This window comes from Kitasatospora sp. DSM 101779 (assembly GCF_025655475.1).
Taxonomy (GTDB): Bacteria; Actinomycetota; Actinomycetes; order Streptomycetales; family Streptomycetaceae; genus Kitasatospora.
Genome location: NZ_JAHTIK010000001.1, coordinates 7,427,942 through 7,449,409 on the forward strand (window position 1 = coordinate 7,427,942; position 21,468 = coordinate 7,449,409).

General features: G+C 73.1%; 17 protein-coding genes and 3 pseudogenes. 10 read left to right on the forward strand and 10 right to left on the reverse strand.

Going from position 1 to position 21,468, the window contains the following annotated elements; genetic code table 11:
- The first annotated feature begins 273 nt into the window (after positions 1-273).
- Complete coding sequence (locus KSNIM_RS33715) at positions 274-2,658, forward strand: phosphoketolase (protein ID WP_263106958.1); 2,385 nt, start codon at positions 274-276, stop codon at positions 2,656-2,658.
- A 211-nt stretch (positions 2,659-2,869) separates the two neighbouring features.
- Entirely contained in the window at positions 2,870-3,727 is an 858-nt protein-coding gene (locus KSNIM_RS39210) for a universal stress protein (RefSeq protein ID WP_317634087.1), read from the forward strand.
- Between the two features lie 577 nt (positions 3,728-4,304).
- Here the strand turns inward: KSNIM_RS39210 and KSNIM_RS33730 are convergent.
- A complete protein-coding gene (locus tag KSNIM_RS33730) occupies positions 4,305-4,559 on the reverse strand; it encodes a DUF1918 domain-containing protein (protein ID WP_263106959.1) in 255 nt (84 codons plus the stop codon).
- A gap of 277 nt (positions 4,560-4,836) precedes the next feature.
- On the opposite strand from KSNIM_RS33730, the gene KSNIM_RS33735 reads away from it, so the two are divergent.
- Positions 4,837-5,568, forward strand: a complete 732-nt coding sequence (locus tag KSNIM_RS33735) for an ABC transporter ATP-binding protein (protein ID WP_263106960.1) — start codon at positions 4,837-4,839, stop codon at positions 5,566-5,568.
- A 2-nt stretch (positions 5,569-5,570) separates the two neighbouring features.
- A complete protein-coding gene (locus KSNIM_RS33740; protein ID WP_263106961.1) occupies positions 5,571-8,498 on the forward strand; it encodes an ABC transporter permease in 2,928 nt (975 codons plus the stop codon).
- Positions 8,499-8,504: 6 nt separating this feature from the next.
- Here the strand turns inward: KSNIM_RS33740 and KSNIM_RS33745 are convergent, their stop codons facing one another.
- Entirely contained in the window at positions 8,505-9,047 is a 543-nt protein-coding gene (locus KSNIM_RS33745) for a flavodoxin domain-containing protein (RefSeq protein ID WP_263106962.1), read from the reverse strand.
- Between the two features lie 184 nt (positions 9,048-9,231).
- Between KSNIM_RS33745 and KSNIM_RS33750 the strand changes: the two genes are divergently transcribed.
- Together KSNIM_RS33750 and KSNIM_RS33755 are read left to right on the forward strand one after the other, a co-directional pair.
- A complete protein-coding gene (locus KSNIM_RS33750) occupies positions 9,232-9,753 on the forward strand; it encodes a flavodoxin domain-containing protein (protein WP_263106963.1) in 522 nt (173 codons plus the stop codon).
- Between the two features lie 47 nt (positions 9,754-9,800).
- Positions 9,801-10,433 carry a hypothetical protein gene (locus KSNIM_RS33755; RefSeq protein WP_263106964.1) on the forward strand — a complete coding sequence of 211 codons (633 nt, stop codon included), beginning with the start codon at positions 9,801-9,803 and terminating at the stop codon, positions 10,431-10,433.
- 32 nt (positions 10,434-10,465) lie between these two features.
- Here the strand turns inward: KSNIM_RS33755 and KSNIM_RS33760 are convergent, their stop codons facing one another.
- Positions 10,466-11,455 carry a helix-turn-helix transcriptional regulator gene (locus KSNIM_RS33760; RefSeq protein ID WP_263106966.1) on the reverse strand — a complete coding sequence of 330 codons (990 nt, stop codon included), beginning with the start codon at positions 11,453-11,455 and terminating at the stop codon, positions 10,466-10,468.
- A gap of 93 nt (positions 11,456-11,548) precedes the next feature.
- Between KSNIM_RS33760 and KSNIM_RS33765 the strand changes: the two genes are divergently transcribed.
- Positions 11,549-11,947 carry a VOC family protein gene (locus tag KSNIM_RS33765; RefSeq protein ID WP_263106967.1) on the forward strand — a complete coding sequence of 133 codons (399 nt, stop codon included), beginning with the start codon at positions 11,549-11,551 and terminating at the stop codon, positions 11,945-11,947.
- 48 nt (positions 11,948-11,995) lie between these two features.
- A pseudogene (locus KSNIM_RS33770) lies at positions 11,996-12,834 on the forward strand (ABC transporter permease).
- Between the two features lie 9 nt (positions 12,835-12,843).
- Here the strand turns inward: KSNIM_RS33770 and KSNIM_RS33775 are convergent.
- The 4 genes and pseudogenes from KSNIM_RS33775 to KSNIM_RS33790 all read right to left on the reverse strand — a co-directional run bounded on the left by KSNIM_RS33775 (position 12,844) and on the right by KSNIM_RS33790 (position 16,273).
- Positions 12,844-13,329, reverse strand: coding sequence for a universal stress protein (locus KSNIM_RS33775; protein ID WP_263106968.1), 486 nt, complete (start codon positions 13,327-13,329; stop codon positions 12,844-12,846).
- 4 nt (positions 13,330-13,333) lie between these two features.
- A pseudogene (locus KSNIM_RS33780) lies at positions 13,334-14,026 on the reverse strand (ArsB/NhaD family transporter); the annotation flags it as partial.
- Positions 14,027-14,296: 270 nt separating this feature from the next.
- The gene (locus tag KSNIM_RS39215; RefSeq protein WP_317634088.1) at positions 14,297-14,878 is read right to left on the reverse strand and encodes an expansin EXLX1 family cellulose-binding protein; all 582 of its coding nucleotides are present in this window, start codon (positions 14,876-14,878) and stop codon (positions 14,297-14,299) included.
- A gap of 486 nt (positions 14,879-15,364) precedes the next feature.
- Positions 15,365-16,273 (reverse strand): LysR family transcriptional regulator, encoded by a 909-nt coding sequence (locus tag KSNIM_RS33790; RefSeq protein WP_263106970.1) that lies wholly within the window; start codon positions 16,271-16,273, stop codon positions 15,365-15,367.
- Between the two features lie 267 nt (positions 16,274-16,540).
- Here KSNIM_RS33790 and KSNIM_RS33795 point away from each other — a divergent pair, with 267 nt between their 5' ends.
- Both KSNIM_RS33795 and KSNIM_RS33800 read left to right on the forward strand, forming a co-directional pair.
- Positions 16,541-17,323 carry a gamma-glutamyl-gamma-aminobutyrate hydrolase family protein gene (locus KSNIM_RS33795; RefSeq protein WP_263106971.1) on the forward strand — a complete coding sequence of 261 codons (783 nt, stop codon included), beginning with the start codon at positions 16,541-16,543 and terminating at the stop codon, positions 17,321-17,323.
- A 48-nt stretch (positions 17,324-17,371) separates the two neighbouring features.
- A pseudogene (locus KSNIM_RS33800) lies at positions 17,372-17,709 on the forward strand (GntR family transcriptional regulator); the annotation flags it as partial.
- 145 nt (positions 17,710-17,854) lie between these two features.
- Here KSNIM_RS33800 and yjfF read toward each other — a convergent pair.
- The 3 genes from yjfF to KSNIM_RS33815 are packed head-to-tail and all read right to left on the reverse strand — an operon-like array spanning position 17,855 to position 21,386.
- A complete protein-coding gene (gene yjfF, locus KSNIM_RS33805; RefSeq protein WP_263106972.1) occupies positions 17,855-18,829 on the reverse strand; it encodes a galactofuranose ABC transporter, permease protein YjfF in 975 nt (324 codons plus the stop codon).
- Positions 18,826-19,869 (reverse strand): ABC transporter permease, encoded by a 1,044-nt coding sequence (locus tag KSNIM_RS33810; protein WP_263106973.1) that lies wholly within the window; start codon positions 19,867-19,869, stop codon positions 18,826-18,828. Before KSNIM_RS33810 ends, yjfF begins: the two co-directional genes overlap by 4 nt.
- Positions 19,866-21,386 (reverse strand): sugar ABC transporter ATP-binding protein, encoded by a 1,521-nt coding sequence (locus tag KSNIM_RS33815; protein ID WP_263106974.1) that lies wholly within the window; start codon positions 21,384-21,386, stop codon positions 19,866-19,868. The genes KSNIM_RS33810 and KSNIM_RS33815 overlap by 4 nt, the downstream gene beginning before the upstream one ends.
- Positions 21,387-21,468: the final 82 nt, after the last annotated feature.

The following is a 21,468-nucleotide window of genomic DNA, read 5'->3' on the forward strand; positions in this document are numbered from 1 at the left end:
CGTGACCGGATACGCCCCCGTGGTGCATCCACGGTCGATCACGCCTACTCCCGCTCGTCGGGCCGTCCTGCGGCGGTCGGCCGGCACCCGTGGGCGACCGGCACCCGGATGGTGCCGTGCGGCCCCGCAGTCGTGCCCGCCGGGGCCGCAGGTCCCGGCCCGGATCCGGTTCCGGGGCCCGATCGGCCCTGTGCCCGGCCGGTCGCAGCAGGTGACGATGGCCCGGGCCGCCGCCCGGCGGCCGTCCGGACCGATGCCGAGGAGGCAGCCGACATGCCCACGACCCCGAGCCCGGTGCCCGGCCCCCTGTCCGAGGAGGAGCTGCGGTCGCTCGACGCCCACTGGCGGGCCGCCAACTACCTCGCCGTGGGACAGATCTACCTGATGGCCAACCCGCTGCTGCGCGAGCCGCTGCGCCCCGAGCACATCAAACCGCGGCTGCTGGGGCACTGGGGCACCTCGCCGGGACTGAACCTGGTGCACACCCACCTCAACCGGGTCGTCAGGAACCGCGACCTGGACGCGATCTGCGTGTGGGGCCCCGGACACGGCGGCCCGGCCGTGCTGGCGAACTCGTGGCTGGACGGCAGCTACTCCGAGACCTACCCGGACGTGAGCCGGGACGAGGCGGGCATGGCCCGGCTGTTCCGTCAGTTCTCCTTCCCCGGTGGAGTGCCGAGCCATGTCGCGCCGGAGACCCCGGGCTCGATCCACGAGGGCGGCGAACTCGGCTACGCGCTCTCACACGCGTACGGCGCGGCCTTCGACAGCCCTGGGCTGCTGGTCGCCTGCGTGATCGGCGACGGCGAGGCCGAAACAGGCCCGCTGGCCGCGTCCTGGCACGGCAACAAGTTCCTCGACCCGATGCACGACGGTGCGGTGCTGCCGATCCTGCACCTGAACGGCTACAAGATCGCCAACCCGACGGTGCTGTCCCGGCTGCCCGAGGGCGAACTCGACGCCCTGCTGCGCGGCTACGGCCACCTCCCGCTGTACGTCACCGGCACCGACCCGGCGGCCGTCCACCGGGCGATGGCCGAGGCCATGGACACCGCCCTGGACCGGATCGCCGCGATCCAGTACGAGGCCCGCACCGACGGGTCCACCCGGCGCCCGCACTGGCCGCTGATCGTGCTGCGCACCCCGAAGGGATGGACCGGCCCGGCCGAGGTCGACGGCCTGCCGGTGGAGGGTACCTGGCGGGCCCACCAGGTACCGCTCGACCAGGTCCGGGACAACCCCGGCCACCTCGCCCAGCTGGAGGCCTGGCTGCGCTCCTACCGTCCCCGGGAACTCTTCGACGAGCACGGCAGGCCGGCCGCCGACGTGCTGGCCTGCATACCCGACGGCACCCGCCGGCTCGGGGCCAACCCGCACGCCAACGGCGGCCTGCTACTGCGCGACCTGCCGCTGCCGGACCTGGACCGCTACGCGGTTCCGGTGGACAAGCCGGGCAGCACCCGGCACGAACCCACCCACGTCCTGGGCGGTCTGCTCGCCGATCTGATGGCTGCCACCGCCGACCGCCGCGACTTCCGCCTGGTCGGCCCGGACGAGACCGCCTCCAACCGGCTCCAGGCCGTCTACACCGTCACCGGCAAGGCCTGGCAGGCCGACACCCTGCCCGTCGACGAACACCTCGCCCGGGACGGCCGGGTCATGGAGATCCTCTCCGAACACACCTGCCAGGGCTGGCTGGAGGGCTACCTGCTCACCGGACGCCACGGCCTGTTCTCCTGCTACGAGGCGTTCGTCCACATCGTCGACTCGATGGTGAACCAGCACATCAAGTGGCTGCGCACCACCCGCGCCCTGCCCTGGCGGGCGCCGATCGCCTCGCTCAACTACCTGCTCACCTCGCACGTCTGGCGCCAGGACCACAACGGCTTCTCCCACCAGGACCCGGGCTTCGTCGACCACGTCCTCAACAAGAGCCCCGAGGCCGTCCGGGTCTACTTCCCGCCGGACGCCAACACCCTGCTCGCCACCGCCGACCACGTCCTGCGCAGCCGCGACCACGTCAACGTCGTCGTGGCCGGCAAGCAGCCCTGCTTCGACTGGCTCACGCTCGACGAGGCCCGCGTCCACTGCGCCCGCGGCGCCGGGATCTGGGAGTGGGCGGGCACCGACGACGGCGGCCGCGAACCCGATGTCGTGCTGGCCTGCGCCGGCGACGTGCCCACCCAGGAGATCGTGGCCGCGGCCGGCCTGCTGCGCCGTGACCTGCCCGACCTGGCCGTGCGGGTGGTGAACGTCGTGGACCTGGCCCGGCTGATGCCAGCCGAGGAGCATCCGCACGGCATGCCGGACGCCGAGTTCGACGCCCTCTTCACACGCGACCGGCCGGTGGTCTTCGCGTACCACGGCTACCCGTGGCTGATCCACCGCCTCGCCTACCGCCGGGCCGTCCACCCCCGGCTCCACGTGCGCGGCTACAAGGAGTCCGGCACCACGACCACTCCGTTCGACATGGTCGTCCGCAACGACCTCGACCGCTACCGGCTGGTCATGGACGTCATCGACCGCGTTCCCGGCCTCGCCGTCCGGGCCGCCGCCGTGCGGCAGGAGATGGCCGACCGGCGGACCCGCCACCACGCCTGGATCCGCGAACACGGCACCGACCTGCGCGAGGTCGCCGACTGGACCTGGAGCAGCTGACCCGGTATCAGCACCCCTGGTACCGGGGGGGCGAAGAATGGCACGGACCCGCCGCCGGCCGTGGCACTGCAGCCCCGGACCCGGGACCTTCGGGCCCCGTCCGGGGCTGCCCGGCCCCTGTGGCCGGCGGCTGCCCGCCGAGAAGCTGTCCTGCGGGGACGAGGTTGCGGGCACCGGTGCCGCGCGACACCCAACGAAGGAGGTTGTGATCATGACTCAGTCCGTGGTGGTGGGGGTCGACGGTTCCGCGGAGAGCTCGGCGGCGGCCGAGTGGGCGGCCCGGCAGGCCCGGCGCAGCGGCCGGGCGCTGCGGATGGTCCACGCCGGGGGACCGGAGGCCCCGCTCGCGGAGCAGCCCGGAGACCCGGCCGAGCCGCTGCCGGAGCCGGTCCGTGTGCTGCGCGACCGACTCCTGGACACCCTGCCCGACCTGGAGATCCACTGCGAGCACGTGCCCGGGAGCCCGGCCCACGCGCTCGTTGCCGCGGGGGAGCGCGAGGGGCTGCTGGTGCTGGGCTCGCGCGGTCGGGGCGGGTTCGCGGGGCTGCTCGTCGGGTCGGTGGCAGTGCGGGCGGCGACGCTCGCCGCCTGCCCGGTGGTCCTCGTGCGGCCGGGTGCGGAGGGCCGCGGTGCGAGCGGCGACGTGGTGGTCGGCGTGGAGGGCGGACGGCCCTGCGACGAGGTCCTGGCCTTCGCCTTCGAGCAGGCGGCCGAGCTCGGCACCGGTCTGCGGGCGCTGGAGAGCCTGACCGTGCCCGCCGGGCCCTACGTGACGGACGCTCCGATGGCCCAGCCGGAGATCAGGGAGTCGATGGCCGAGGCCGAGACGCTGCGGCTCCGGGACGCGCTCGCGCGCTGGCGGGAGAAGTACCCCGAGGTCGGGGCCGAGGCCGAGGTGACCGGCTGGCCGGCCGGGCGTGCCCTGGTGGAGGCGTCGCGGTCGGCCGCCCTGGTGGTGGTCGGCCGCCGGACACCGCGGCTGCTCCCCGCGGCCCCGCGGCTCGGCGGCACCGCACACGCCGTCCTGCACCACGCCCACGGCCCGGTCGCCGTCGTGCCGCACGCGTGAGCACACCCGCGCGCCCGCACATCCGCGTGCCCGCGCGCCCGTTTCCCGTGGCCCGGGCCGTCCGGCGGTCCGGGCCACGGCCGCGTCCGCCGGGGCCGGACGAGGACGGGGCCCTCGGCGCCTCGGTGCCGCGTCCCGCACGAGGCCGGTCCGAGAGGCGGCCGGCCCCGCAGTGTCCCGCCGCCCGTCCCGGAGAGCCCGCGGAGGGCTGAAGGCCCCGCTCCCAGGTGCCCCTCCGGCCCTTCGCCGCCGGGCCCCGCTCGGCGGAAGGCGGAGACGACCGTGAGGGGAGGGAGGAACACCGCGGGCGCCTTCTGCGCCGACTACCTCGCCGGTCGCACCGCCGACCCCGGCTGGGCCGAGCGCATCGTGGCGGCCCTGCTCCGACCCGGAGCACACACGTCCTCGTCCGCGAGCCGAAGAGCCCCGGCGGCCGGAATCCGGCCCCGCGGGCCCTGACGCCGGTCGGGCGGCAGTCCCCGCCCGCCGGCCGCGCGATTTCCGGCGACCACCGCCCGTGCACGGTCACACGTGCCGGAAGCGCGACCGGCCGCGCACGACCGACGCGGCGCAGGCCTCAGTCGGCGAAGGTGTGGAGCACACCGGCCACCCGCTCGTCGTGCCCGGGATGCTCGAACCCGGGATGCTCGAAGTGGTGCAGCTGGGTGTCCGGGCCGGGGAAGAACATGGACACCCGGCCGCTCTCCGACCAGCGCACGTCCCAGGGCGGGCTGCCGTCCGGATGGTGCAGCGCCACGATCTCGCCGTCACGCCGTGCGGCGCCGGGCCGGGTGGCGTTCACGATGACCCGGTCCCCGATGTCGGCCTTCATGACGGGCCTCCGTCCTCGCGCGGCCCCCGCGGTGTCCTCCAACCTCCGGGCGTGCCCGGGCCCCTCCTCGGCTCCACACCAACAGGAGTCCGCCGACGACACCAGGGCCAGGTGGGCCCTCCGCCCGGGCCGAATGGCCTCGCCGGCCGACGGGCCCGTCCGCCCCCGGCCGACAGGCCCGTCCGCCCCCGGGCGCCGGGGCCGGTCGGCACTTGGGGCGGGGCGGTTCCCGGACGAGGCTCGGAGTCGGGGACCGCCCCGCACCGAGGAGACGGCCATGGCCACCCTGACGAGCGACGCGACGCAGCCGCTGCTGGCCGCCACCGGTGTCCGCAAGGTCTACCGGACGGGCACCGTCGAGGTGACGGCGCTGCGGGACCTCGACCTCACCGTCCTGCCCGGTGAACTCGTCGGCGTGATGGGCCCGTCGGGCTCGGGCAAGACCACCCTGCTCAACTGCCTCTCCGGGCTGGACGACATCGACGCGGGCCGGGTCGAGGTCGACGGCCGCGACCTGTTCGCCATGTCGGACGGCGAACGCACCGAGCACCGCGCCCGCGCGATGGGCTTCGTCTTCCAGGCCTTCAACCTGATCCCGGTCTTCTCCGCCGCCGAGAACGTCGAACTCCCGCTGCTGCTCACCGGCACCGCACCGCGCGAGGCCCGAGCCCGTGCCGTAGCCATGCTGGAACGGGTCGGCCTCGGCCACCGGACGACGCACCGGCCCAGCGAACTCTCCGGCGGTGAACAGCAGCGCGTCACCATCGCCCGCGCCCTCGTCGCCCGCCCCGCCGTGGTGTGGGCGGACGAGCCCACCGGCAACCTCGACAGCACCATGGCCGCCCAGGTGATGGACCTGCTGCACACCCTCAACCGCGACGAGGGCCAGACCATCGTGCTGGTCACCCACGACGAGGCCATCGGCGCCCGGCTGCCCCGCGTCATCCGGATGCGCGACGGGCGGCTGGTCTCCGACACCCGCCAACCCGAGCTGCAGGCGGCGGGCTGAGCATGTACCCGAACCTCCTCCTCCCGCTCCTCGGCGTCCTCGGAGCCGCCCTGCTGACGCTGCTGCTCGTCGCCGTCCGCAAGCCCGTGGTACGCCGCCTGGCGCTGCGACAGGTCGCGCGGCGCCGGACGGAGGCCGCCCTGGTCGTCACCGGCTCCGTCCTCGGCACGGCGATCATCGTCGGCGCACTCGTCGTCGGCGACACCCTGAACTTCTCGGTCCGCCAGGAGGCGTACCGCACCCTCGGGCCGGTGGACGAACGGATCGTCAGCACCGACCCGGCCGCGGGACGCGCGATCGCCGACCGGCTGCAGCCCCTGGCGGCCGATCCCGACGTCGACGGCGTGCTCACCGCCGAGGTCGCGCAGGCCGCGGCGGTCAACACCCACGCCGCCCAGCCCGTGGCCGAACCCCGGGTGCTCGCCTGGCAGCTCGACTTCGACGCGGCCGCACGCTTCGGTGCCGCCGGCGGCCCCTCCGGGCTCGCCGGCCCGACCCCGCCCCCGGGCCAGGTCGTCCTGAACGAACCCCTCGCCCGCTCGCTGAAGACCGGCGTCGGCCGTCCCGTCACCCTGTACCTGAACGGGCACGCCGCCGACTTCACGGTGGCCCGGGTCGTCCCTCAGCAGGGCCTCGCAGGCGTCGGAATCGGCGGACGGGTCAACCGCAACGCCTTCCTGCCGCCCGGCACGCTGGACGCGGCCGGTGCGGGCAGCACGCACGCGGTGACCCTGGTGTCCAACCGCGGCGGCGTCGAGGCGGGCGAGAGGCTCACCGGCCCCGTCACCGCCGGGATCCGCAGCGCGCTCGGCCCCGACGCCGGCCGGGCCGCCGTCGACACTCCCAAGCACACCGTGCTCGCCCAGGCCGACGCGACCGGCGACGCCCTCGGCGCCCTGTTCCTGATGATCGGCAGCTTCAGCATCATCGCCGGAGCGCTGCTGCTGGTGAACATCTTCGTGATGCTCGCCGAGGAGCGGAAGACCCAGCTGGGCATGCTCCGCGCGGTCGGACTCAAACGGGCCCACCTGGTCGGCTCGTTCAGCATCGAAGGGGCCCTCTACGCGCTGGCCGCAGCACTGCCCGGCGTTGCCATCGGGATCGCCGTCGGCTGGGGCGTCGCCGTGGCCGCCGCCCAGATCTTCCGCAGCTGGTCGGTGGACGGCAGCGGCCTCGACATCGCCTTCGCCGTCACCCCGACCAGCCTCGTCAACGGCGCCGCGCTCGGCCTGGTGATCGCCCTGGCCGCGATCGCCGCCACCAGCGCCCGGATCAGCCGGTTCAACGTCATCGCCGCCGTACGGGACCTGCCCGTCGAGTCCGGCCGCCGCCCGCGCCGCCGACTCGTGGCCGTCTGCACCGCCCTGAGCCTGCTCTGCGCGCTGGCCGCCGTACCGGCCCTCGCCCGGAGCCAGGCCGAACAGACCTACCTGCTGCCCGCGCTGGCCGTCGCCTTCGCGGTACCCGCCGCGTCCAGGGTGATGCCGCGCCGGGCGGCCACCAGCATCGCGGCGGCACTGGTCCTCGTCTGGACGCTGGCCGCGAGCGTGATCCGCCCCCGCGTCTTCGACACCCCGTCCATGGCGGTCTACGTCATCCTCGGCACCCTGGCCGCGTTCTCCGCCGTCGTCCTGGTCAGCGAGAACCAGCACGCCGTGCTGCGGCCGTTGCGGCGCCTGATGAACCGCCCCACCCAGCAGGGGCTCGCCACCCGGCTCGCCGCCGCGTACCCGCTGGCCAAGCGGTTCCGCACCGGCTCGACCATGGTGATGTACACCCTGATCGTGCTCGTCCTGGTGCTGCTCACCGAGATCAGCGGCATCATGAACGCCAGCATCGACCAGGCCGCCGCCGACGCGACCGCCGGCTACACCCTCCGCGTGGACTACAACCCGCAGACGGCAGGCCCGAACCCGCTGACGGACCTGCGCACCGGCCAGCTCGCCCGCCGGATCGAGGCCGTCGCCCCCCTGCTGCAGGCCCGCGGGCAGGCCACCGACCCCGGCCACCGCACCGCCGAACCGCTGGAGACCGCCGTCGTCGGAGTGCCCGACGGAGCGACGAGCGGCATCGCCTTCCGCGACCGGCTGCCCGGGCTGCCCGACGACAAGGCCGTCTGGAACGCCCTCGCCACCCACCCCGACTACGTCGTCCTGGACAACTTCTTCGGCCACACCGGCGGCCCCAGCGGCAAGTTCTACGCCCCCGGCGACACCCTCACCCTGACCGACCCGGTCACCGGCCGCGCCGAACCGAAGACCATCGCCGGCGTGCTGACCAGCGGCCTCGCCTTCTACCCCGGCACGGGCAGCAGCGCGACCGTCTACCCGCTGGTCCTGGGCGAGCAGGCCGTCCGCACCCAGTTCGGCCCGCAGGCGCAGACCGCCGCCGCCCTCGTCCGCACCGCCCCCGGCACCTCACCGGAGGACCTGGCCGGCCGGCTGCAGGCCAGCCACCTCTCCGCGAGCATGGTCGCCACGCCGATCGCCGCCGACGTGCACCGGCTGTTCGCCGCCAACACCGCCTTCTTCCGGCTCATGCAGGGCTTCCTCGCCCTCGGCCTGCTGATCGGCATCACCGGACTCGGCGTCGTCATGGTCCGCGCCGTCCGCGAACGCCGCCGCACCATCGGCGTGCTGCGCGCCCTCGGCTGCCAGGCCGGCACCGTCGAGCGGTCCTTCCTCTGGGAGAGCGGACTCGTCGCACTTGAGGGCACCCTGCTCGGCGCCGCCCTCGGGGTGCTCACCACCTGGCTGATGTACCAGAAGAGCTCCGCCTTCACCGGCCTCGACGGCGGCTTCCCCGTCGAGTGGGCGCAGATCGCGGTGCTCGCCGTCCTCACCCTCGCAGCCTCGCTGCTGGCCGCGGCCGGTCCGGCCCGGCGCGCCGCACGGATCAGGCCCGCCCTGGCCGTCCGCGTCTCGGACTGACGGCGCTCAGCCGCCGGCCGGCTCCGCGAGCTCCGCCGCGACGGCCTCCGCCCATGCGTCCACCTCGTCCCAGTCGGTGAACTCGCCGTACCGCCCGCCCATCAGGCGGAAGACCACCCGGCCGGTCGCCGGCCAGTGCCCCGGCGCCACCGCACCGGCGAAGGCGTGCCGGTCGACCGGCGCGACCGAGGCGAGGAGAGCGGCGGGCAGCTCCGGGGCGGAACGTGCCTTGAGCCGCCGGAGCCACCGGGCCACGGCCGGGCGGAAGGCGCTGCTCCGCTGCCCGACCAGGCTCACACTGAACAGCCCCAGCGGCCGCTCGGCGAGTGCCTCGGCATTCCGCCGGACGAACCCGACGGCCTCCGGCAGCCACCTGCCGTCGTGGATCGCGCTGCCCAGGACGGCGGCGTCGCAGTCGGGGAGTCCCGAGTCCGGGTCCAGCGGACGGAGGACCGTGCCGTGGCCGTGGGACTGCAGCCGGCCGGCGATCCGCTCGGCCACCCGCCGCGTCGAACCGTGCGCACTCGCGTAACCGACGAAGACCTGCACGACACCCTCCTGCTCCCATGGGCCCCGGTCCCTCCATCGCACACCCCCTGCGTCCCCCGCAGGCAGGGACCATTCGGCCCTGGGAACGGGACACGCGGCCCTGTCGCCGCCGACCGGGCCGGGACGAAACTGGAGGCACAAGCCCGGCCGGCCCCTCAGGGACCGATTCCGCGGGAGGCGCACCATGACGAAGCAGCGGATCCTCGTGGCCTACGGCACCAAGCACGGTGCCACGGCCGGCATCGCCAAGGAGATCGGCCGGGCGTTGGACGAGGAGGGCTTCACGACCGAGGTCCTCCCCGCTGCCGAGGTCACCACGGTGACGGACTACGACGCCGTCGTCCTCGGCAGCGCGCTCTACATGAACCATTGGCAGCGCGATGCGCTCCGCTGCGCCCACCGCCACGCCGACGAACTGGAACGGCGGCCCCTCTGGCTGTTCAGCAGCGGGCCGGTCGACAGCTCTGCCGAACAGCACGAGATCCCGCCGGTCGCCCAGGTGGCCGACGAGTTGGAGCACCTCCACGCGCGGGGGCACGTCACCTTCGGCGGCAGTGTGACCGCCGAGACGCCGGGCTTCGTCGCGCGCAGCATGGTCCGGCACGGCAAGGGCGGCGACTTCCGGAGCCCCGAGCACATCCGGCGCTGGGCACAGGAGATCGGTGCCGAACTCCGCGCGGACGAGGCCGGCCCGGCCGAGGACTGACGGCCGGTCACGAGGCTGCTCCGGCAGCAGACCTGAGGAGGCGTGCCATGCCCGCCGCATCCACCGGGCCCTGCCGGCCCGAGGCAGGCCGTCCGGTCCGCAGCCACCTGCGCCGGGCCGCCGGCCTCGACCACAACCCGCTCTGCCGCAGGGTCGACCGCGCCCGCAGCCGACTGCTCGTCGGTGCCGTCCTGCTCGCCGTCCTCTCGGTCGCAGCCGCCCTGGTGACCGCCCAGGTCCTGCTGCACGACATGCGCGCCGACGCCCGGCGGACGGCCGAGCACCGCCACCCGGCAACGGCCACGACCCTCGCGACGGCCGCCGGCATCCCGGGCCGACCGCTCGACACGGTCGGCGCCCCGGCCACCTGGACGGTCGCCGGCGCGAACCGGACGGGCACCGTCGCGGTGCCGAGCGGCACACCGCAGGGCACCAAGGTACCGATCTGGGTGGACGACGCCGGTACAGTCGCCGAACCGGCCCCGGCCGACAGCCAGTTGGCCGTGTCGGCCGCCAGCTTCGGCCTGATGGCGCTGGCCGCCGCGGGCACCGTGTCCACCGCCGTCTTCGTCCTGCGCGGCGGCGTGCTCGACCACCGGGCCGCCGACGCCTGGGAGGACGACTGGACGCTCGTCGAACCGCTCTGGTCCGGCCGCACGGACCGGCCCGGCAAGGCCTAGCTGTGCCATCTCATGACATGGGTTCCCCGCAGTCAGGCTCGGCGGGCGTAGGACGCGAGGCGATCGGCGAGCGCGGTGACGAGGTCGCGCAGTTCATCGGGGCGCTCGACGACGAACGGCCGGTCGAGTGAGGCGAGTACCGGAGGCAACCAGTCGAGCCGCTCCGCCCGCAGCTCGACGCGCAGCCAGCGCTCGGTCGCCCGGCCCCGGCCCGCCGCGGGCTCGTGTTCCTCCAGGCTCGCGATGCCGGCGGGCAGATGGGCGCGGATCTGCTCGACCGTCCCGTGGATCCGCAAGGTCACCTCGTGCCGGTACTCGGCGGTGGAGAAGGCCGACAGCAGGCGATGCGCCGGATCGGGACCCGCGGGCGCTTCGAACGCGCCGGGCAGGGTCCGCGCGTCTGCGATGCGATCGAGCCGGAAGGTTCGGTCCTCGCCGATCCCGGCGTCCCGGCCCGTGACGTACCACCGGCCCGCATGGGCGACGATCCCGTAGGCGTGCAGTGTGCGTTCGCTGCGCCGTCCGTCGCGGTCGGTGTAGCGGATCGAGACCGGTCGGCGGTGGCGCACCGCATCGGCGATGGTGAGCAGCACCCCGGCGTCCGGGGTGTCGGAATCATCGGGCTGTTCCGTGAAGGCGAGGGATTCCAGGAGTGAGTCGAGCCGGCGGGCGATGTGCCGGGGCAGCACCCTCCGGATCTTCGCCGATGCCGTCTCGCTCGCCGTGCGCTGCGTCGTCGTCAACCCTGCTCGGCGGCCGGCGACCAGGCCGAGCAGCACGGCCAGCGCCTCGTCGTCGCTGAGCATGAGCGGAGGCAGGCGGTACCCGGGGGCCAGCCGGTACCCGCCGTAGCGGCCGCGCACCGATTCCACGGGCACGTCCAGGTCGATCAGCTGGTCCACGTACCGCCGCACGGTGCGCCCGTCGACGCCGAGCCGGTCGGCGAGTTCGGCCACCGTCCGGGTGCCGCCGGACTGCAGCAGCTCCAGGAGTGTCAGCACGCGGCCGGTGGGTCGAGGCATGTACCCAGCCTAAGGCGAATAGAGGACCGATTATGTCCACTATCTCTCCTAGCCTGCGACGTGCACCCCTCCAGCACAACCAAGGAGATCCCCATGGACTTCGTCTCGATCCGCATCATCACCAGCGACGTGGCGCGCCTCGTCGAGTTCTACGAGCGGGCCACAGGAGCGCGGGCGACGTGGGCCACCGAGGACTTCGCCGAACTCAAGACCTCGGGCGCCACCCTCGCGATCGCCGGCACCCGCACCGTCCCGCTGTTCGCCCCGGGCTCTGCCCGCCCGGCGGACAACCACAGCGTGATCACCGAGTTCCTCGTCGACGACGTGGACCTCGTTCACCGGAACCTGGCCGGCTTCGTCACCGACTTCGTCACCGAGCCCACCACGATGCCCTGGGGCAACCGGTCGCTGCTGTTCCGCGACCCCGACGGCAACCTCGTCAACTTCTTCACCCCCGTCACCCCGGCGGCCATCGAAAAGTTCGCACGCTGACGCCACGCACGGCCGCTCACCGGGAGCCCCGAGACCCCGGGGCTCCCGGTGAACGCGGCCACCGCCCTCGTGGCGCCGGGCGAAGGCCGCTTCGCCCCGACGCGCTACCGCGACCTGTCGCTCGTTCCGGTGCTGCTCGTCCTGGGCGTCATCGGTTCGTGGTCTCACCCGCCTTCCTCACCGCCGACAACCTGGTCGGCGTCGGCCGGCGGGCCACCGAACCGAGGCCTGCTCGTCCTCGCCGAGGCCCTGATCCTGAGCGCCGGCCGGATGGACCTCTCACCCGAGTCCACCATCGGCGTCGCTCCGGTCATCGCCGTGTGGCTCGTACTGCCCGACCACGGCGCCCGATTCAACGGCCTCGGACTCTTCCCGTCCTGGACCGCGATCCCGCTGTCCCTCGCGGTCGGCGCGCTGATCCGCGCGGTCAGCGGCTTCCTGATCCTCAAACTGCGGCTGAACTGCTTCCTCCTCACCCTCGGCGCGCTCACCCCGCTGCGCGGCCTGCAGGTCGCCGTCTCCGAGGGCCGGTCGATCGTCACCCTGCCCGGTTCGTTCACCTGCCTCGGCCGCACCAGCTGGCTCGGCGCCCCGGCCGTGATCTGGATCTGCGTCCTGCTCGTCCTGGTCGGCGGATCGGCGCTCGCCTGGCCAGGGCAACGGCTGGGTCTTCCAGGTCTTCGCCGCCACCGTCATCGGCGGCGTCAGCCTCAACGGCGGCCGCGGCACCCTCTTCGGCGCTCTCACCGGCGTCCTGACGCCGCAGTCGGTGGTCAACGTCATGACCCTGGCCGGCGGGCCGCCGCTGTGGAACCAGTCCTCAAGGCGCGATCATCATCGTCGCGCTGATCATCTCCCGCCTCGCTTCCGGCGAGAAGCAGGACTGAGACCTCCGCCTAACGTTCCGGCACCCGGTCGGGCCAGATGAGGAGGACGGCGCAGGGGGCGTGGTCGACCACGTAGCGGGCGGCGGGGCCGAGGCTGTGCGGTCCGCGGTGGGTGCGGGAGCCGTCGCGCGCGAGGACGAGCAGGTCGGCGCCCTCCGCGGCGGCGACCACCTCCCGTTCGACCCGGCCGTGGGCCACCCGGACCGTACACGGCCGGGCCAGGCGTTCGGCGGCGGCCCGCAGCAGGTCCTCGCCGGTCGTGGACGCGAGTTCCTCCATCCGGTCGCCGGGATCGCTGCCCCAGCCGGCGCCCGGGTGCCGAGGGCCGGGGTGGCCGCGGCCGAGCAGCCCGGCGAACGCCCCGTGCGCGGCGCCCGGGACCTCCGTGCCCGCGACGTACAGCAGGACGATCCCGGCGTCCTGCGGGACGCGGGTGCGGGCCGCGTCGACGCAGGCCGGCCAGGTGCCCTCGGTGATCCACACGACGACTGCCACGGTGTCACACTCCGAATGCGTGAAGTGATCCCCACAGTGCCACCACGGCCAGGAGCAGGGAAGCAGGCACGGTCAGCAGACCGAGCCGGGTGAACTCCCCGAGGCCGACCTCGCTGTCGTGCGCGTGGACGATGCGCCGCCACAGCAGGGTCGCGAGCGAGCCCGCGTACGTGAGGTTGGGGCCGATGTTGACCCCGAGCAGCACCGCCAGGACCGCGCCCGGGCCGGCCGGTGCGGTGAGCGGGAGCAGCACGAGGGTGGCCGGCAGGTTGTTGATGACGTTGGCGAGTACGGCGGCCAGCGCTGCGATGCCGAGCAGCGCCGCCAGGCCGTGGCCGGTCGGCACCAGGTCGCCGAGCGCGTCGGCGAGGCCGTTGTCGACGACCGCCCGGACGACCACTCCGAGCGCCAGGACGAACGCAAGGAACGGCACGCTCGCCGACCGCAGGACCGCCCGAGGGGTGGTGCGGCGCCGGGCCAGCGCGCGGACGCCGAGCACCAGCGCGCCGGCCAGTGCCGCCCAGGCCGGGTCGATCCCGATGACCGAGGTGAGCACGAAGCCCGCCAGGGTGCCCACGATCGTCAGCAGCGCGAACAGCGGCATCTCCGGTTCCGCCGCGGCACCCTCCGCCGTGGCGCCCGCGTCCAGGTCGGCGGCGAAGAAACGGCGGAAGACCGCGTACCGGAGAATCACCGCTTCCACCGCCGCGCCGGAGCCCTCTCCGCGGCCACCGCGGGCTGCCTCCTCGGCATCGTGCCGCGCACGCCGCGCCTACCGCCCCGGTCGCGTCCGGCGGGTCGCTCTCCGTCCTGACGTCCAACGCGGCCGGGCTGCCCCAGGTGCTGTCCAGTGCCTCCACCGACCGGCGGACGAGCACGCCCGGCCCGAACCGAACGGCGCCCGCCACCGCGACCGCACGGTCGCCGCCTGCGGCGGCGTGACCGTGGCGGTGGACGGATGCCACGGTCAGTGCCGGGCGAACTGGACCCGAGTGGGCTGGGCGACATCGGGTCTCACCGCGAGGCCGTCCACGGTCAGCTGCTCGCCGTAGATGTCCGTGATCCTGATCGAGGAGCCGCAGCCGTTGCCGTCGGCGGCGAGGAAGTAGTTGTAGTCGGTACGCGGCAGCTGCCGCCAGCCGCCGGCGGTCCGCACCGCCAGGGCGGCGACCGGGTTCCGGTGGCCGATCACCTGGATGCCGCACCAGTAGCGGCTGGACCCGGTCTTGTACCGGACGGAGAGCGTGGCCGGTGCGGCGGCGGGGCTCAGCAGGCTCCAGGTGATCGGCAGCCGGCCGACCTTCAGATCGGCGAGCTTGGCGAACGCCTGCTGGCTGAGGTCGAGCTGCCCCGGCGCGCAGGGCAGCGGGCACTCGTTGACGATCCGCACCGTGATCGAGGCCCCGTTGGCGGCCCGGACCAGTACGTACGCACCGCACGCCCGGGAGGACTCGTAGTCGGTGTGGTTCATCGCCGCGATCATCATGTCGGCGGACGGACCGTACAGGCAGGCACCATTGCCGTCGGCGGCTTCGTACGCGGTCGCCACGCCCCGGTAGCCGACGGCGGGGCGGATCCGGCCCGCCGCAGGTGCTGCCGGGGCAGTCGCGGACGCGGAACGCGGGCTCCCCGATGCCGATGCGGATGCCGGGGCAGTCGGGGAGGCGGCGGCGGAGACCGCGGCAGAGACCGACGGCTGCGCCGAGGCGGTCGGCGCACCGATCGCCCGCTCAGCGGAGCCGGAACCCGACGGATCGCCCGCCGGGGCCCCTGCCACGGCCGCGCCGACAGGTCGGCCGGTGTCGGCGCCGCTCCCGGGAAGCAGGGCGACGGCCAGGCAGACCAGTGCTCCCGCGGCGGTCAACACCAGTGGAATGCCGACGGCTCGTCCGCGGCTCCACACGCGCCGCTCCCGCGGAGCGCCGTGCTTCGTTGTGCTCATGCTCGTCCGATCGGTAGATCATGTCGCTGTTGCACATCCCGGTGGCCGCCGATGGCGAAAAGGTTGCCGTCGCGTGCGGACTCTCCCTGCGCCTCATGAGAGGGCGGCCAGGGCCTGCGCGGCGAGCATCTCCTCCAGGGCCAGCAGGGCGCGCGGGGCGTGCCGGGTGTCGATGCGGACGGTGTAGATGAAGCGCGTCAGCTCCGGGTCGGCGAGGGGGCGGGTCACCACCCGGGCGCTACCCCGGGGGACGGCCAGCTGCGGCATGACGGCCACGCACAGGCCGGCGGCCACGAAACCGAGCACGGTGTTGAAGTCGTCGCCGTCATAGGCCAGGCGGGCCTGGAATCCCGGTGTTCTGGCCATCTGGGCGAGCAGTTCGAGGCGCAGCGCGGCCTCCGGAGCCGCGATCCACGTCTCGGACGCGAGGCCGGCCAGGTCGATGACGTCCCGGTCGGCGAGGTGGTGGTCGGCCGGAACCACCGCCACGACGGGATCCCGTGCGACCAGTGTTCGGCGCAGCATCCGGGGCGGTGGCAGCGGGATGAAGTCGTAGTCGTAGCTGAGGGCCAGGTCCATGTCCCCCCGCTTGAGCCGGTTGTAGCCGGCTTCGGGCTCCACCTGGGAGAGGCTGACCTGCACGTCGGGACAGGTCGTCTGAAGTTGCGCCAGCGCTTGCGGGACGATGCCGGCGGCGGCGGAGGCGAAGGCGCCGAGGCGTATCCGTCCGGCCGTACCCGCACGCATGGCGTCGAGTTCCATGGATGCCGCCGCCCATGCGCTCCGGACGCGCTGTTCGGTGTCGAGGAGGACCACGCCTGCGGGGGTGACGCGCACGGGGCGGCGCTCGATCACCCGGAGGCCGGCGCGGCGTTCGAGTTCGGCGATTTGTTGCGAGACGGCGGGCGCGCTGTAGCCCAGCTCGCGGGCGGCGGCGTTGAAGGAGCCGTGGCGGACCACGGCTTCGAGGGTGGCGAGCAACCGGGGGTCGAGTCTCTGCACGGAGTTAAGGCTCGCTTATCTGTCGCGAAGACGTCTTTTCTTGTGCTTAAGCGTGAATGGCAGCAGGATTCTTGATCGCGGCCCGGGTGCGCAAGCCTTCGGCACCGGGTCCGCGGCCGGCCCACTCCCCGCCGTCGGACGCGTCCGTGCGTCCGCAGTGCCGCACGCCCACCTCCGAGGTCCGTCCGCACCTGCGCCCGTTGCGTGGCTGGGCTACGGAGGAGACGGCCGTCGACGATCGACTTCCAGGCCCTGAAAGGAAGTGGTATGCCCAAGCCACTCATCGGACTCACCACCTACCTCACCGACGCCCAGTGGGGGGAGTGGGACCTGCCCGCTGCGCTGCTGCCCGCGGCGTACATCAGCTGTCTTCAGGTGGCGGGCGGCCACGCCGTCCTGCTACCGCCGGACGCGCCGGAGGCCGCGGCCGACGTCGTCGCGCGCCTGGATGCGATCGTCCTGACCGGGGGCGAGGACGTGGAGCCCGCGCTGTACGGGGCACAGCCGCACCCGTGCACCGGACCGCCGGTCCGCGAGCGCGACCGGTGGGAGCGGGCCGTGCTGGCCGCCGGCCTCGAGCGTGACATACCTGTGCTCGGAGTGTGCCGGGGGATGCAGTTGATGAACGTGCATGCAGGCGGCACCCTCATCCAGCACCTGCCCGACGAGGTGGGTCACCACGGGCACAACCCGCACGGGGGCCACTTCGCCCCCCACGCCGTCACCACGGTGCCGGGGACGCGGATCGGAGCGCTCCTCCCGGGGACCAGGCAGGTCGCCACGCACCACCATCAGGCGGTGGCGTCCCTCGGGGCGGGTCTGGTCGTGGGCGCGCGTGCGGCGGAAAGCACCATCGAGGCGATCGAGTGCAACCGGCACCGCTTCGTCGTGGGCGTGCAATGGCACCCTGAGATGGCTTTCGATTCGGCGGTGGTGTACGCCCTGGTGGCAGCCGCCGGGTCCACTGCGAACGCGGATCGCACCGTCGAGCGGAAGGCTCGCGCGCGGCGCAGTTCGCCGGACGTCACTGTGTCGACGCCGGTGTCCTGACACCGCTGTGCTCCGACACCGGGGACGGACTGCCGGGCAGGTGGTGGGATTCCGCGGCGCAATCGGCGCGACGGAAGCGGTGTTCGGCCACCTGCGCAGCGCCGTCGAGCGCGGTGAGTACGCCGGGGGGAGAAAGCTCCCCTCGGAGGCGGAGCTGCGCCGAACCCAGGAGGTCGGCCGGTCCGTGCTGCGGAAGGCGCTCCGCGCCCTGCGGACGATGCGCCCGACGGTCGCGAGGACCGGCAAGGGCACCTTCGTCGTGGTGAGCGCTGTCGAAGACCCCACCTTCGGCGACTACGCGTCCAGCGACCTCCTGGAGGTGCGCCGCAGGTCCGCACATACCAGTGGCGTCGGGCCTGACAGGAAGGCGCGCGCCGGAGGTCCTGGCCTCGCGCGGGCCCGGCGCGCACCGGTGCGAACTGTCATCGCGGTGCCACGGGGAGTCCGGCCTTGCACCTCGAGCAGCCGGTGTACGGGGAGGCGGCGAGTCGCCCGTACCGAGGCACGGGCTCGGCACGGGCAACTCGGTCTCTAGGTGTGTCGTCGTGCGGTGATGAGGCGCTGGAGGACGATGAAGAGGAACAGCAGGGCGCCGATGACGATCCTGGTCCACCAGGAGCTGAGCGTGCCCTGGAAGCTGATGACCGTTTGGATGAGTCCGAGGACGGCGACGCCGAGGACGGTGCCGACGAGGTAGCCGGAGCCGCCGGTGAGGAGGGTGCCGCCGATGACGACGGCGGCGATGGCGTCCAGCTCCAGGCCGACGGCGTGCAGGCCGTAGCCGGAGAGCATGTAGAAGGTGAGCAGGACGCCACCGAGGGCGGAGCAGAAGCCGCTGATCGCGTAGACGGTGATTCTGGTGCGGGCCACCGGCAGGCCCATCAGCAGTGCGGACTGCTCGCTGCCGCCCAGCGCGTACACGTTGCGGCCGAACCGGGTGTGGTGCAGGACCAGGAAGGCCGCGGCGGCGACCAGCACGGCGATGACGGCGCTGGGGGAGAGGAACGTGCCGCCGGGCAACGGGATGCGGGTCTGCGCCATCGCGGTGTACGACGGGTCGGTGATGGAGACGGACTCGACGCTGATCGTGTAGCACAGCCCGCGGGCCAGGAACATGCCGGCGAGCGTCACGATGAACGGCTGGATCTCGAAGGTGTGGACGACCCAGCCCATGGCCCATCCCAGCCCCGTGCCGATGGCCAGCACCAGCGGAATGACGACCAGGATCGGCCAGTGGTGCTTCTCCACCAGCCAGGCCGAGACCATGGTGGAGAGGGCGACGACCGCGCCGACCGACAGGTCGATGCCGCCGGTGAGGATCACGAAGGTCATGCCGACGGCGACGACCAGCAGGAAGGCGTTGTCGATCAGCAGGTTGAGCAGGACCTGGCCGGAGAAGAAGCCCTCGTACTGTATCGAGCCGACACTGAACATCGCGACGAGCAGGACGGAGGTGACCAGCAGCGGGACCTGTCCGCGCAGTCTGGCGGTGAGAGTGGTGTTCATGCGCTCACCTTCGAATCGGCGGATGCAGGCTTCGGCTGCTGACCGCCCGGGGCAGTGGTGCGGCGGCGGGTGGCCTTGGCACGGAACTGCGGCGACTGGATCAGGCACACGGTGATCACCACGGCGGCCTTGAAGACGAGGGTGGTCTCCGGCGGGATGCCGATGGTGTAGATGGTGGTGGACAGGGTCTGGATGACCAGTGCGCCCAGCACGGTGCCGCCGATCGAGAACCGTCCGCCGTTGAGCGAGGTGCCGCCGATGACGACGGCCAGGATGGCGTCGAGTTCGATCCACAGGCCGGCGTTGTTGCCGTCGGCGGCGGAGACGTTGGAGCTGATCATCAGGCCGGCGACGGCTGCGCACACGGCGCTGGCCACGTAGACCAGGGTGGTCAGGCGGTGGGCGCGGATGCCGACCAGGCGGCTGGCGACCGGGTTGCCGCCGACGGACTCCAGCAGCAGGCCCAGGGCGGTGGAGCGGGTGAGCAGCAGGGTGAGGCCCACCATCGCGCCGGCCAGCAGGACGGAGAACGGAACGGTGAGCCAGTAGCCGCCGCCGATGAGCCTGTAGGGGTCGCTGGTGACGGTGATGATCTGGCCGTCGGTGATCAGCTGGGCGACGCCGCGGCCGGCGACCATGAGGATGAGTGTGGCGACGATCGGTTGCACGCCGATGCGGGAGACCAGGAGGCCGTTGACCGCGCCGAGGACGAGCGCGACGGCCAGGGCCAGCGCCACGGCGACCAGAACGGTGGAGACGCTGCCCGGGTCGGATGCCTCGCTGATGTACAGACACGCCAGAGCACCGGCAATCGCAACGGTGGAGCCGACCGACAGGTCGATGCCGCCGGTGGCGATGACCAGCGTCATGCCCAAGGAGACGAGGATCAGCGGCGCGCCGAAGTGCAGGATGTCGATCAGGCTGCCGTAGAGGTGTCCCTCCTTCGTGTGGACGGCGAAGAAGTTCGGGGTGAAGAGCAGGTTGGCCAGCAGCATGGCGACGAGGACCGCCGCGGGCCAGAAGAGCCGGTGCTTGGTCATCGCCGGGCTCCGCTCGCGATGGTTTCCATGAGGTGCTCCGGGGTGAGCGAGCCGTCGTTGGCCAGTTGCGCGACCACGCGGTGGTCGCGCAACACGCCGATCTTGTGGCTGAGGCGCAGGACCTCCTCCAGTTCGGCGGAGATGAACAGTACGGACATGCCCTTCTCCGCTAGGCCGGCGACCAGCTTCTGGATCTCGGCCTTCGCGCCGATGTCGATCCCGCGGGTCGGCTCGTCGAGGATGAGCAGCTTCGGATCGGTGATCAGCCACCGGGCGAGCAGCACCTTCTGCTGGTTGCCGCCGGAGAGGTTGCGCACCGGGGCCTCGGGGTCGCCGGGCCGGATGTCCAGTGCCCGGATCCAGCGCAGGGCGAAGTCGTCCTGGGCGGTGCGCGACAGGGGACGGAGCCAGCCGCGGGACGCCTGGAGGGCGAGGACGATGTTCTCGCGGACGGTGAGCTCACCGACGAGGCCCTCGGCCTTGCGGTTCTCCGAACAGAAGGCGATTCCGTGACCGATGGCCGCGCGCGGCCCGCGCAGCGCAGTGGCGTGGCCATTGACTCGCACGGTGCCGCTGTCGGCCTGGTCGGCGCCGAACAGCAGCCGCGCGGCCTCGGTACGGCCGGAGCCGAGCAGCCCCGCCAGACCCACGACCTCGCCGGGCCGCACGGTCAGGTCGTAGGGCTCGATCGCGCCGCGGCGGCCGAGCTTCTCGGCGACCAGGAAGGGGGACCTGTATTCCGGCGCGGCCGTCTCGCGGTGGCTCTCGGCCGCCAGGCTCTTGAGATCGGCGAGTTCCGAGCCGATCATGCGGGAGACCAGCTGGACGTGGCTGAGGTCCCGGGTGAGGTACTCGCCCTCGAGCCGGCCGTTGCGCAGGATCGTCATGCGGTCGCAGATCTCGTAGACCTGGTCGAGGAAGTGCGAGACGAACAGGATCGCAACACCCCGTTCGCGCAGTCTGCGCATGACGGTGAACAGCTGGACGACCTCGTCGCGGTCGAGGCTGGAGGTCGGCTCGTCCAGGACGAGCACCTTGGCCTCGACGTCGACCGCCCGGGCGATGGCCACCAGCTGCTGGATGGCGATGGAGAAGCTGTCCAGCCGGGCGGTGACGTCGATGTCCAGGTCGAGTTCGGCGACCGAGGCCTCGGCGCGACGGCGCAGCTCGGACCAGTGGATCAGGCCGCGGCGGCGGGGCTCACGGCCGATGAAGAGGTTCTCGGCCACCGACAGGTTGGGGCAGAGGTTGACCTCCTGATAGACCGTCGAGATGCCGGCCTGCTGCGCCTGGAGGGGGCCGGTGATCCGCAGCGGTCGGCCGGCCATGGTGACCTGTCCGCCGTCCGCCGGGTGCACGCCGGTGAGAACCTTGATGAGGGTGGACTTGCCCGCGCCGTTCTCACCCATCAGCGCGTGCACCTCTCCCGGGAAGAGCCGGAAGTCGATGCCGTCGAGCGCCAGCACGCCGGGGAACTCCTTGCGGAGTCCGCGTACTTCCAGGACCGGTTGCTGCATCGGTCCTCCTTTCGTGGTCGGTCGGGACCGGGGCGCCCGCGCCGTCGGGGGATCCGGCGGTGCGGGCGCCCGGTGCTCGGCC